Origin of the sequence: Synechococcus sp. CBW1108 (genome assembly GCF_015840335.1) — a bacterium.
Classification (GTDB): domain Bacteria; phylum Cyanobacteriota; class Cyanobacteriia; order PCC-6307; family Cyanobiaceae; genus Cyanobium_A.
This window is the reverse complement of sequence record NZ_CP060395.1, coordinates 3,020,983-3,034,384: the sequence shown is the minus strand read 5'-3', so window position 1 is coordinate 3,034,384 and position 13,402 is coordinate 3,020,983. Positions and strand designations below refer to the sequence as shown.

The following is a 13,402-nucleotide window of genomic DNA, read 5'->3' as shown; positions in this document are numbered from 1 at the left end:
GCTTTCAGAGTGCCGAAGAGTCGGGGCTGGGTTGCTCATAAAGCTCACCCAGGCAACTCTTGAGCTCGGAGCGGTAACCGGAGAGGCCTTCCACTAGCTCCTTATTGCTGGCTTCACGGGCGAGAACCTCGTCGCGGGCTGCGTTGAGGCGCTCCACGATGACCCCGATCACTGGGAGGTCGTACTCCTGCTGATAGATCTCCTGGACTTGGGCAGCCATGGCCTCGGCAAGCTTGCGGATCTGCAACCGGGCCTCACTGAGCTGCTGATCTGCCTGGCGCTGCCGCTCCTCGGCCTTGGACTCCTCATTGACATGGTCATAAACCGAATAAGCAGCCATGGCGATGCTGAGAATCCCAACCACCTGTCCAAGACCCTTGGCGATGTTCACCGCTTCCCACGGCCGGAAATCTTTACCAAGAAACTTGCCAACGGTGTAAACAAGCTGATGTCCTGAACTGCCTGCGACCTGACTTGAAGTGGACATGATTCCACCAGGAAAAGAAAATTTTTCGGCTCCCTTACCAAGGAGGTCCTTTGCAATATCTTTGATGGGATTACCTTTCTCGCCAGTCTCTTTGCCTGGTTTAGGGGCAGACCCTGCCATCCCGGCTTCAACGCTGGCGAAATACTCGGCCACAAAAGATTCCCGGGCGAAGTCATCGAGCTTGGTCTGGAGTTGTTCATAGGCTTCTTGAAGAGTGCCATTAAGATCGTCAAACGCTGACTTATTGATCTCTTCACATCTGGTCTGGAAGCTAGATTCTGCTTGTTTCTCCTCTTCTCCCAGCTCACCACTGAGAAGCTGCTCGCCTAGCAACTGCACATGCTGCACCACACCAGTGGAGATTCTGCGCACTTCGGCGGCGGTGCGTCGTTGCTGACTCTGCACGATGCGCAGCTGCTGATTGAGTAGAAAGAGTTCCGGGTTCTGCTCAAAAGTTCCATCCGGCAGAGTGGCAAGAGCCTCGTCAATGGTGGATAGACCAAGGCGGATGGGTGGGTCCAATCGCGCCAGCAGGCCCTGCTGTTTCACCCAGCCATTGAGCTGCTGGATGAATCCCTCGAAACGGCTGAAGCGCAGCAAACTCTCGTCTCCATCTGCATCCCCCTCACGGAAGTCCTGGGCATCAATGAAGGCATGGTTAAAGCCACTGAGGCTGTGGGGGGCGAGGGTACGGTCGATGGAGATCGTGAGGTTGGTGATGTAGGCATCGATGTCCTCCACATCCACCATCGAAAGTTTGTTGACCACCAGGAAGATCTTGGGCGCAAAGCCATTCTCAAAGGCAAGCCGCCGAAAGTCGGCAGCGGTCACGGTGTCGAACAGGTTGGTGGTGAGGCAATAGACGATCAGATCAGCATCACGCAGTGCTTTTTCAGCCTTGGCGGTGTGATCTGGACGATCAGCAAACAGGCCTGGAGTGTCCCAGAGCTCGATGTCTCGCCAGCGATAGGCCTGCACCTCATCGGTGGCCACATCGGCGGAAATGTGGATGTCGCTACGGCCGGTGAGGGCCGAGATGATGGTGGATTTGCCGGAGCTGTACTGCCCGCCGAAGGCAAGGCTGAGCAGCGCCCTCTCGCCCAAGGTGCGGCGTTGGTGTTGCAGGGCGTTGGCCTTCTCTAGAAGAGCAACTTCGCCACGGGCTAGCAAAAAGCCTTGAAGGCCATCGAGGCCGAATTGGATCCGGCCTTGCAGTTCCGGCAGTTGGAAGGTGGCCATGGGAGAACAAGAGAAGGAAGAGTGGTCAGTCGAGAGAGGTGAGGCTCTGCAACAGCTCGGCTTGTGTGGTCAGAAGCTGATCACGAAAGGCCAGGAGGGCAGTTCTGCTGCCACCAAGCCCTTGAGCAATGGCTGCAGCCACCTGATCGCGCTGGCTCCTGATGGCATCATCAAACTGCTGGGCCATATTGAGCCTGGTGTTCTGGAGGCTTTCGAGGAGTTTTTCTTTCAGACCTTTCTGGGCCTCCCTCCGGCGTTGATCGCCGCCAGGAATGAGCCAATCAATCAGCATCGGCGCGAAGCCAGCCAGCAGACTGCCCAGCCATGCAAATGGCTGAATCGGGCTTGGGACAAACATGAAGACGGCAAAGATTCCGGTCAGAATCTTGAAACCCAGTTTGACGTTGCTGCGCAGGGCTTCTTCGAAGCCAATATCCAGATCAAACTCCAGGCGGCTGTGGAGAGTTGCCGCACCCACCTGAAACTGCAACCGGTCACGGATGTCGTCTTGAAGGGCATCGAGGCGAATGGCCAGTTCCTCTTTGAGCCAGGCCGCCAGATCATCCACCTGGCTGGCAAGGCCGAAGTGTTCCAGTTCTGCTTTCCAGAGGCGCTCGATTTCCTTGCCGTTACGGCGGTAGTTGTCGGCACTGAAGCTCGTGGCGCACACGTCGAGCGCCTGGAAGATGGCTTCGATGCGGTTGCGCACCTCACGCTGGAGGTCAGCAAAGATTTCTTGAACCTGCTTGGCCGTGCTGTTCTGGGTCTCCTGGAAAACTCGCGCCTGGTTCGCGAGGGACGCCTCCAATGCTCCAAGGTCCTGGGCAATGCGTTCCAGCTCGTGGCGCGGGTTGGCGCGAAGGGTTCGGCGCCGTAGCTCCGGTGCCTGTTGGGTGATTAACCCATCGAGGTGTTCGAGCACCTGATCGACACGGCTGAGCTCCCGCCAGGTCTCCGCTTGGATGGGGTCTGCGGTCTGACTGGCCTTTAAGGCCGCCTTGGCATGGATGGGAAGGATCGCAACCCTGGTGGCCTCTTCCTCCCCGATCGCCTGGGCGAGATCCCGCCGGATGGCGGCGATGTTTCCGCTGATCGACTGCTGACCTTCCTTGGCGAATTTGGCCTCCAGGCGGCTGCGCAACCGATCGATTCCCCCCTGAAGGCTCACCTTCACATTGAGCAGCACGAGAAAAGCCTTGCCGCGTCGATGGAGCTGCTGCATCAGCTCCCTGGTGCAGGGCACGGTGGAATCACTGTCGATCACGAAGCAGACGAGATCGGTTTCGGGAAAAATCGCCCTGGCCACCTCCGTATCGCGGAGGGCGGCTTGCTCGAAGTTTGCACCTTGGCCGCCGGCTGCACCGATGCCTGGCGTATCGATCAGACGGAGGCCATGGAAGTTGTAGGCGCGGTTGTAGCGGGTGAAGCCCTGCTGACCGTTGCCGATGGCTCCCTGATCCCGTCCCGTGAGGGAGGCGATCAGGGTGCTCTTGCCTGCCATGGTGCGACCGATGGTGGCCATGCAGAACTGTTTGAGGCTGCGCTGCTTGGCGAGAAGGTCGTTGCGGAGGACGTCGAGATCCTGCTGAACGATGCGCTCCAGGCGTTCCCGCACCGTGGTGAGCAAGGCTTCCAGTTGCTCCTGGCTGTCTTTCGGCAGCTCAGAGGCGAACAGAGCGCTGGTGATGTCCGCGAAACTCTCCTGCAGCGACTGCAGGGATTGCGCGGCGCTCTCCAGAGTTGTTTGGGTCTGGGGCATCAGCTCGGAGGTGAGCTGGCGCATCTGCTTCAGGCTGGCTGTGTAGCTGTGATGATTGAAAAGGGTCTGGCGGCGCCAGAGCTTCACCCGTTGCCCCTGGCCGGCCCTGGACGTGAGGGCATCCACAGCGGACAGGCCCAAAGCTCGATCCGCAAAACGGAGTAGTCGCACCCGTTTCCTCGGTAGAGGTTTGGGAAGGTTGAGCTTCTCCCGTAAAGCTGTGGTGCGGTTGCGCGCTTCGCTCAGCCGGGTTGCCACCGAGGGGGGGAGGCGCTGCAAGCCCTGGGCCAGGTGGGCAAGCACCCGCTCTTCGCGGGGATCAGTGTGGTCATCGATGGCGGCAAGGTCGGCCAACAGACACAGCAGGGATTCCTGCTCATCGCTGGTGAGGCGGCGCAGGGCCTCCAGTTCCACGGCGGGATCGTCGTGGGCCGTCATCAGCCGAGCGCTGAAAGCCTCGGGGGCGAGTTCGCGCTGCAGCTGGTAACTGCGGAACCAGGGGTGCTCTGTGAGGACTTCAAGCTCATGGACATCCACCAATTGATCGGCAAACACCATCTCGGCGATGGCTTCTTGTACGGGATCCGTTATGGCCTCAGTCCTCCTTCGCTGCCAGCCCCGGTGACTTTCAGGAAAGTTGTCACTCCTTGGCTGCCATTCAGGCGGCCTTGATTAAGGGTAGCGCCAGGACCGGATCGGGCTCTTCTGTTGGCTTGTTTATCCACACTTCTGCCGGTTGACTCCAGCAGCGGGTGGCACCGCTCCAGCGCGTTGGATTGGCACGGCGGGCGGCCTCGTAGACATCAGTGCGCTGCTGGCAAATGGCCTTGGCAGCTCCACTGTGGCGCTGGTGGGGCGTCACGAATTTGATCGCGCTGTGGTGGTGCCGGTGGTTGTACCAATCCACAAATGCTGCCACCCATTCACAGGCCTCCTCTTTGTTGGCGAATGGCCGGCTGGGGTAGTCGGGGCGGTATTTGACCGTACGGAAAAGGGATTCCGAGTACGGGTTGTCGTTTGAGACCCTTGGCCTGGAGAAGGATCTGAGCACGCCCATCTCCTCGAGCCGTGATTCCAGCGTCGCCCCGCGCATTGCATTGCCGTTGTCGGCGTGGAGGATTAGTGGCTGCTGCTGGCACTGGCGGCGGCCAAAGCCGTTGGGGCGGTGGTAGCGCTCCTTGAGGCAGGCCCGCTGCACCAGATCCGCGGCGATCTGAGCCGACTCCACCTCGGCCACATCCCAGGCCACCACTTTGCGGCTCCAGACGTCGATCACCAGGTAGAGGTAGAGCCACACACCCCGCACCGTGGTCGGCAGGAAGCTGATGTCCCAGCTCCAAACCTGGTTCGGGCCATCCGCCCTGAGGCGCGGCACCGAGCGCGGTTCTTGAGGCAGCCTGGCCCTCCCCCGGCGGTGGCACTGACCCGCCTGGTGCAGCACCCGATAGAAGCTGCTCTCTGAACCAATAAAGAGCTTTTGATCGGACAGTGCCGGCACGATCTGCCCTGGCGGCAGCGCGGCGTACTCCGGCTGGTTGCACGTCAGCAGGATTCGCTGGCGCTCTTCCTCGCTCAGGCGGTGACCCACCAGCCGAGCACTGCCTTTACGGCGATCCACGCCGTCCCCATCACCCAGGAAGGCCTTCCGCCAGCGTTTGAGGGTGCGCAGGCAGATGCCGATCACACCACAGGCCCTCACCAGGCCGGCGCCCGCAGCATTGGCCTCCCCGATCAGCTCGATCACCTTCCGCCGGTGCACGGCGCTGGTCAGCCTTCCTCTTCCTCCGAACAGAAGGCATCCCACTTTTTTTGCAGCACCAGCAAAGCCGCCATCTCCGCCATGGCCTTCTCCTTGCGCTGCAGCTCCTTTCTGAGGGCTTTGATCTCCCGCTGGTCCTGGGCGCGGAGCTTCTCGAGCTCCTTCTGTTCGGCCATCGTCAGCACCGGCTTGGCGTTGGCATCCTGGGCCGCCTGCCGCCAACGGCTCACCTGCTCAGGGAACAGGCCCCGCTCGCGGCAGTAGGCGCTGAGTTCGGTGGCATTGAGCCCGGCGCTTTCCAGCACCACCGTGAACTTGTCGGCGGCGTTCCAGCCCTCTGGTTCCTTCTCGGATGCCGGCACCACCTCTCCCTGCAACCGCCAGGCCTTCCTCCATTTGTAGAGGGTCATCACGTGAATGCCCAGCTCCTCTGAAATCCGGGCCACGCTCTGCCTGTGGGGCGGGTGCATCCGTCTCCTCACATCAGCCTTAACGGCCTCGCTGTATCGGCGCATTGGTCATGTCCTCAAGCCCCCGGATGGATGGATCAAAGGGGTGACATCTTTCCTGAAACCGGGGGCCCAGGAATCGGTGCCAGCACGTCCTGGAGCTTGAGGTAGTTCACCTTCACCCCGTCATCAAGGTCGAGCTCGATGCGCTGCTGGGCCAGGGGCAGCAGGGCGTCCTGCTCCCAGGCCTGACATTCCTTGAGGACCTTGGTGATTTTCTCAGCTTCCTTACGTGCGGCGGTTCGTTCGCGGGTGGGGAGGGAATCGTTGAGCTGATCGAGGCCGAGCTGGGCCAGGGGGGCTTCCAGCTTCTGCAGGTAGGGCCGGAAGTAGTTGTTGAGCACCTGGTTGAGGGTGTCTTTGGTGTAGCGGTGCAGGTAGATCAGGCAGGAGAAGCCCTTCTTGGGGCTCTGCACCAGCCAGTAGATCGGACGTTTTTTATATGTCTGCAGGTGATCCTTGTAGAACTCGCTACAGAAGTATTTGCGGATGTCTTTGCCTAGAGATTCTTCGATGAAGCGCAGATTTTCGCCGACGCTGCTCCCGGGAAAGGTGACGGTTAGGAACTCGCGGGTGCGGGCGACGATGTCGTCTTCGAACCACTCGCCGTCGAGGACGGGGATGATGCCGTCGCTGTCGGGCTTGAACTGGACTTCGCTTAGGGGCTTGCAGACTTTGTCATCATAGGCGGCAAGTTGTTCAGCCTGGCTGTTGCGGGAGTCAGCCAGAATCAGCCCAGGCTGATCGAGGCTGTACCGGCCCATCATGCAGCCGACGGCATAGGAGAGGAAGGCGGCCACATCCGTGTGGGCGTCGGCACGAGCGAGGGTAATTTGCTCCTCTGGCACTTCGGGCTGCAATTCGCCGTCGAGGCCGTAGGCTGAGATGAAGAGCTGATTATTCTCGGTCTCTAGCTGCTGCATACGGTGGATGGCGGCGGTGCTCTGTGCCTCCCAATTCCGCCAGCTCACCTTCAACTCAAGGCCCTTCAGCCCCGGCCGCAACAACGGCTGGTCTCGGAAGTCCCACGAGGTCTCGAAATTGTCCCAGTCGGTGCGGGATAGTGAAATGGCTTCGCCTACTAGATCCTTAATCTGGTGCTTGGACTCAAGAAGTAGCGATCTGCAAAGAGGCAAGCGGGCAATATCACTGGACTGGATGTTTAACGTTGGATTCTGAGCCTTTGAAAACAACCGAGTTAGAGTCGAACACAAGAATCCCAAAACCAACTCATAATCTCCTACCTCGGGAAACACAGACGATCCTGCAACATCGAACAGGAATCCCTCGCTCGCAGCACGAGCACCAAATTCCGCCGATGTAATCTTGGTGTAGCTAATTAACTTCTTGAAGTAGAGGCCGCGGTCTTTTACGACGTAATCGATATTTCCATTCAGATAGGGATACTTCTCGGTCACATACCTCTTGATTCGTCTTCCGTCGTCCTCCCAGTCAACGACTTGAGCCTGATTGCCATACCACTTTCTGAAGTCGCCACCCTTAAGATATGGATACCAGCGCATCTGTGCTTCACGAGCGCATTCGCTACTGGGGAAGCCGAACCCAATCCGACCAAGGCTTACCTCGGACCAATTCCGAACAAACAATGCATTGTTATTTGTCTGCAGTCCGGGCTGTCCATGGCAGTTATCACCCAACGATTCTCCTCGGGCATAAGCGTCAATCGCCTTTTGGGGAAGCCAGTATGCAATTGGCTGCCCGGGGATAACCTTGAAGCGTTCGGAGGATGCTCTGTAGAACCACCCGCAGCTTGGGTTATGAATCGCCTCAAGAGTTCTGGGTGCCTGTTGATCAGCCCCTCTAAAGTCGGACAGTCTTATGTATGCTCCAGAAAACCCTATTTCCTTCGCGTTCTTCAGGGTGAATGTGCAGATGGGAACCGTCGCGCCGTCAAACCCGGAATACTCAAGCTGAACGAGCGACGTGATGGTGCATTTGCCAAGAAGCTCTTGTCTCAATGCCTCGTAAGTTCCAATAAACATCCAGACAAAAGGAGACATGAAGCCCAAGTAGCCGTGGCGTAGTGCCAAGGATTGGGAGCGAGCAATAAAGGCCGAGAATAGGTCGGCTTTGAATTCCGCGAAGTTCTCTGCGAGATATAGCTTTAGTGTGCCGGTAAAACTCTTCGCGCCCATATACGGCGGATTGGCGACGACAATGTGATAACGCTTGGTGAGCGCCTCGGCTTGTTCGAGCACGCGCAGGACTTTAAGGTGGGTCTCGCGAAGAAGCATCTGGCCGGCAAGGTCCTTCGCCTCGATGGCTCGGCAGGCGGCGGCGATGCGCCGTTCGTCGAGGCACGGCTTAATCAGCGAGCCGAAGTTCTTCGCTTCCTCAAACTGGTGGAGCAACTTGAAAAGGTTTTGATCGAATAACTCTCCGAGATCCAGGGCCTCGATGTATTCATCGAGCTCGTCCCCATCAAACCGCACATTCCGCAGCTCGACGATGCTGGGTCGGAACAGCTGCTCCGGCTGAAAGAATCGACGGGACTTTTCCCTGGCCTTAAAGACGAGAGCCAGTTCGGCGAGCTGAGTGGCGCGAGGGCATATCTCCAGACCATGCAGATTCTGCTGGAGGATCAGTCCAGGGATTTCACTGGGCGCATAGCCTTCCTCCTCGTAGATGAGGGTGAGTAAGTCGAAGGCGTAGGTGAGCATGTGGCCGCTGCCGCAGGCCGGATCCAGTATCTTGATCTCTTCTGGCTTGTTGATCGTCAGAAAGTCTGTCTCGGCTTCGCCCTCGATGTAGTAGGGCATGTGCTCGCGCAGCCTTGATCCAGGTCTATTCAGCAGCCAGAGACGGCCCAGAGAGTTCTCCACCAGATAGCGCACAATCCAGTGGGGCGTGAACAGCTGCGTGACAGCCGGGATGTCTTCGGTGGGCACCGCCTTCTTGCGGGCCATCACCTCATCTTTCTTCTCGGCAATATAAAACTGATAGAGCCAGCCAAGGATCTCCACATCCTGGCAGTCGTCATCGCTGATCTCACGGCGGAAACCGCCTGCAATCGAGCCCTCACTCAATAGGTCGTCAGGCAACAACAACTCGCTGGCATCATCGAGACCCTCAAACAGGTTGGGCAGCAGCTCGTGATAGAAGCGACACGTCGCAAGCACCAGTTCGCGGTAGACCTCGCCCTGGGGATCAGCACCAAGGATCGCTGTTTGGATCTGACCATCGAGCAGCCCATGCAGCCGACTTTCATTGGTGTCGCCTTTCAGAGCCGCAGGCATACTCCCCGCCCGCATCAGCTTGAGCAGTTCCGGTTGGGTTTCACTCTCAGCCCCCGGCATCAACACCTTGCAGCCAAACGGGTGCCAGCCTGTCCCGCGTCAACCCCCTTGGCCGATTGGCGTCAATCAAGTTGGCCGGTGAGGGGAACTGATTTCCCCCCGGTTGTCGCCGGCGACAACCGGGGGGAAATGGCGCTGGAGGCGACACGAATACTGAGCCATCCATCGCTCAGAGCCATTGCCAGCACTGACTTCCTCTGATCGGCACCAGGCGACAACCACGTTGGCCGGTTAGGCGCCGAGACCTCCGCTGAACCTTGCCCTGGAGCGCACGAGCCGGCGGACCGCACAGTCCGCCGGCAGCGCGGAGCTCCCCGCCGGGGTCTGGCACCATCGGCACCAGGTTGTCGCCGGACGACAATCTCCCGGGCTGTTCTCCGCTTCTCTACGGCTGCTGTGGCTATTTGCTGCCGCTGCGCCGGCTTGCTTGGGCGCGGCGGTGGCTGTCGCCGCTGATCTCGACGATGTGGCAGTGGTGCACCAGCCGGTCCACCGCCGCCACGGTCATTGAGCTGCTGGGGAAGATCTCATCCCAGGCGGTGAACGGCTGATTGGCGGTGATCAGCAGCGATCGGCGCTCGTAGCGGTGGCAGATCAGCTCAAACAGCACGCTGCTCTCCTGTTCATCCCGCCGCACATAGCCAATGTCATCGATCAGCAGCAGCGGGTAGCGATCCAGCCGCTCCAGCGCTGCCGGCAAGTTGTAGTCGGCGCGGGCCTTCTGCAGCTCCTGCACCAGGCTCGTGGCGGGATAGAAGCGGCAGGCCTGATCCAGGCCGATCTGCGCCAGGGCGATGCCGATGGCCAGATGGGTTTTGCCCACACCGCTGGGGCCGAACAGAAGCACGTTCTCGCCCCGCTGCAGCCAATCGCTCTGGCGGCTCAGAGCCTCCAGCTCCTGCCATCGGCCGGCCTCGATTCGGCCGCTGTGGTCGTAATCCGCCAGCGCCTTGCTCCAGGGCAGCTGGGCTGATCGCAGCAACCGTTGCTGGCGGGCCTGCTGGCGCTGCTCCACCTCCTGCTCACAGAGGGCATAGAGAAACTGGCTGTGGCTCCAGCCCTCGGCCTCAGCCTGTAAGGCGAGGCTCTGCCAGTGGGAGCGGAATCGCGCCAGCCGTAGCTGCCGCAGCAGCATCGGCAGGGCCGCCTCCACCGCCTGGGGTCTGGGCACTGAGGACGAGGAGGTCGTCATAGCTCTGCAGGCTGTGTTGGGGAATGCGTTGCGGTGGGTGGGGGCGATGGGGCGGCAGCCGGAAGCGTTGCTGCAGCGCCGCCAGCGACAGCCCTTGCCGTTGATGGGCCTTCTCGAGCCAAACCAGCACTGGCTCGTAGCCCGCCAGGCGGCAGCCCACATACAGCGCCTCGACCATCAATCGGGCGGCGGCGTCACGGTCACCGCCATTGCGCAGCTGCTGCCACAGCTGCCACCAGCGCTCATCGGGGAACAGCTCCCGCTGGTAACTGCAGTGCAGCAATGCCCGGGGTTTGCGCCTGAGCGCATCGATCAGATGTTCCAGATCGATGCTCCATGCCCGCCCATGGCGCTCGACACCGCCGTGGCGCCGCTCCAGTTCGCAGGCGATCTGCCGGCCCAGAAGCAGCTGCAGCCGGTCGTGGAAGATCCGCACCGTCAGCCGCTGGTCGATCAGCCGCGGCGGCACCGAATACACGACTCTGCGTACCTCGATCGTGCTGGTGCGCCGCACCGTGAGCTGTTCAATGTCGTAGTCGGCAAAACGAAACCGCGGTAGTGGCCGCAGCGCCGCCTGCTCCTGCTCCAGCCGGATCAGGCGCGGCCTGTTGTACTGGTCAATCACCGCGGCCAGAAAAGCCTGGTATTCAGCCAGCGTCTCGAAATCACTGCTGCCGCGCAGCAGCAACGCCTGCTCGATCCGCCGTTTGAGATGGCCATGAGGACTCTCCACACGGCCGTTCTCATGCGCCACCCCCAGGTTGTTGCGGCTGTAGGCCAGGCTGTAGTGGCTGCAGAGGGCGTGATAACGGCGGGTGATGTCGGAGCTGAAACTGCCGTTGCGGTTACGGCACGCTGCTGATAACCGGTCGGTGCGCAGTTCACCTGGCACCCCGCCGCAGGCAGCCAGAGCGTTCTGCAGACCCTCGGAGAGGGCGGCAAAACTCTCGCCGCCCTGGACCACCTGCGCGTAGCTCCAGCCGCTCCAGGCCAGGCGGTAGTGGAACAGCAGATGGGGGAACACCTGGCCGGCGATCGTCACCTCCACCCCCTTGAGCTGGGTGAAGTCACAGAAGGCAATTTCGCCAGGCTCATAGCTCAAAGGGAAGATCACCTCCGGCGCCGGGCCGTGCAGTGCCTTCCACTCCCGCACCCGGCGCTGCAGGGTGCGCTGTAGCGGAATCCAGTCCACATCAGGTTTCTGCTGCTGCAGATGCTCCAGGAGCGTGATCGGCGTCAGCGCGGGTGAGCGCTGCAGCAACGGCACCAGCTCCTCCTCCCATACCCCTACCAGCGGATCGGGGCGGGTGCGGCCACGGGGCTGGTTCGCCCGCGGCTGCAGCTGATTGCATTCAATCCGGCGAGCACTGCGCACTGAGATGCCCGCCGCCGCGGCAGCAGCCTCCTGGCTGCTGCCGCCTCGTCGTTTCGTCATGAACAGATTGCGTTGGTGGCTTGTCAGTGGTGCCGGCATCACCTGGTCCCTGCGCATCGGCACCAGGGTCTCCAGCACTCACCCCACCGGCCAACGAGCTTGTCGCCGACCGGCCAACTTCATTGTCGGCGGACAAGCCTGGACAAACAGGAATTGAGCGAGTGGCTGGCGGGTCTTGGTACGGCCGCTGCTGGCCGCTTCTCGGTGACCCCCAAGCTCGACGGGTGCGCCATTGCGCTGGAGTACCGCCTTGGCCTGCTCACGGCCGCGTGGACACGCAGCGGCGCGGATGCCATGCACCTGTTGCCCCTGGTTGACACCGTGCCGCCCACGCTCAACGCACCGATAAGTGTGCAGATCCGTGGTGAGCTGTACGGCCTCGATGGACGCCAGAGCACACCCGCTGCCTCCCTGCGCCGCAAGGTGCCCAGCGGTGAGGGCCTGGTGTTTGCTGCATTTGAGGTGATGCAGAGTGCGGCCGATCACGCCACCCAGCTGTTGGCGCTGGAGCGCTGGGGTCTGCCCATCCCCCCATACCTGCTTTGTGGCGCCCCACAGCTGGCCCACCACCACCGCTCATGGCTGCAGGGCCAATTGTGGAGCGAATTGCCCACCGATGGGCTGGTAGTGCAGTTGGATGACGGCCAGCAGCGCCGTCGATTGGGTGTCACCACGGTGGCACCGCGCTACGCCCTGGCCCTGAAGCGCTGAGTCGGCGGCCTTTTTTTTGGCTAGGGCCTCAATCGGCCAAGGGGCTTGACGCCGGACAGAGGGCTGCGGGTCAGCCTCAAATTGGGTGTTCACGAAAAAGCCCTTCCAGTCGCCAGATCCCCTCTGGCGCATGGGTTTAACCCCGTTCACGTAAACGGCTGGGGTGAGACTGGTGGCGCTTTGCTCGCAGTCTCAAATTAGCCGAGGTCGAGATTGCCCTTACAGGCGCAAGATCCGCTGCACTACATGGGTTTTGTCCCGATGCCGCCGCAGTCTCAAATCAGCCGATGACGAGAATGCCCTTCCATGCGCCAGATCGCCTCTGGCACAGGGGTTTAGACCCGATGACGTGTCGACGTGGGGTGAGACAGCTAGCGCCCCATGCGCAGTCTCTATTCGGCTGCGGACGTGAATGCTCTTCCATGCCCCAGATCCTTTGTGGCACAAGTGTTTTACCCCGCGGACGTGAAAGGCTGAGTTGAGATGACTGAGTGCCCCGACCTCTCCAGGTACGAGGCCCAGGATGTGGTGGTGGGAAATCTCTTTGGTACCTGCCACCGGAGTTTTTGGCTTCCCCGGCCGCGACCTCCTCCGGCAATGCCAGCTGCTCTGCCTGGTGACTCAGCGGCTCCTCTGCGAGCCCCCCCCTTTTTTTCTGAAGCAGTTGGCAACATGCTTAGGGGAGAACTTCGAGTTCGACCGCTCGCAGTTCCGAATTCAGCCGGATGGCACCTTCCGCATCACCATCCGCGCCATGGCCGCAATGGCTGGGGTAGATCAGAGCGGCTTGACGCGCAGTCTCAATTCAGCCGAGGACGAGAATGCCCTTCCATGCGCCAGATCGCTTCTGGCACAAGGGTTTAGCCCCGAGGACGTCTCGAGGTGGGGTGAGACGGGTGGGATTCCTGAGGATGCTGCCCCGTTCATCCTCGAGCACTACGGCATCCATGCCACGAAACCGTCGAGCACGGCCAGGAGTGTGCTTGTCCGGCGT

6 protein-coding genes and 1 pseudogene are annotated in these 13,402 nt (G+C 60.7%); 1 reads left to right on the top strand and 6 read right to left on the bottom strand.

Features of this window, described 5'->3' with window-relative positions; genetic code table 11:
* Positions 1–4 precede the first annotated feature (4 nt).
* From H8F27_RS16430 to istA, 6 genes and pseudogenes are all read right to left on the bottom strand, one after another.
* Positions 5–1,726 (bottom strand): GTPase domain-containing protein, encoded by a 1,722-nt coding sequence (locus tag H8F27_RS16430; protein ID WP_197149561.1) that lies wholly within the window; start codon positions 1,724–1,726, stop codon positions 5–7.
* Between the two features lie 25 nt (positions 1,727–1,751).
* On the bottom strand, positions 1,752–4,043 hold the full coding sequence (locus tag H8F27_RS16425) for a GTPase (RefSeq protein ID WP_197149554.1): 2,292 nt from the start codon (positions 4,041–4,043) through the stop codon (positions 1,752–1,754).
* Between the two features lie 100 nt (positions 4,044–4,143).
* Positions 4,144–5,759 (bottom strand): annotated as a pseudogene (locus tag H8F27_RS16420) (IS3 family transposase).
* A gap of 32 nt (positions 5,760–5,791) precedes the next feature.
* Complete coding sequence (pglX, locus tag H8F27_RS16415) at positions 5,792–9,070, bottom strand: BREX-1 system adenine-specific DNA-methyltransferase PglX (RefSeq protein WP_197149550.1); 3,279 nt, start codon at positions 9,068–9,070, stop codon at positions 5,792–5,794.
* A 400-nt stretch (positions 9,071–9,470) separates the two neighbouring features.
* A complete protein-coding gene (istB, locus tag H8F27_RS16410; RefSeq protein WP_231596385.1) occupies positions 9,471–10,241 on the bottom strand; it encodes an IS21-like element helper ATPase IstB in 771 nt (256 codons plus the stop codon).
* Positions 10,138–11,775, bottom strand: coding sequence for an IS21 family transposase (gene istA, locus H8F27_RS17835; protein WP_231596384.1), 1,638 nt, complete (start codon positions 11,773–11,775; stop codon positions 10,138–10,140). The genes istB and istA overlap by 104 nt, the downstream gene beginning before the upstream one ends.
* A gap of 75 nt (positions 11,776–11,850) precedes the next feature.
* Between istA and H8F27_RS16405 the strand changes: the two genes are divergently transcribed.
* The gene (locus H8F27_RS16405) at positions 11,851–12,408 is read left to right on the top strand and encodes a hypothetical protein (RefSeq protein ID WP_197149539.1); all 558 of its coding nucleotides are present in this window, start codon (positions 11,851–11,853) and stop codon (positions 12,406–12,408) included.
* The last annotated feature ends 994 nt before the right edge of the window (positions 12,409–13,402 follow it).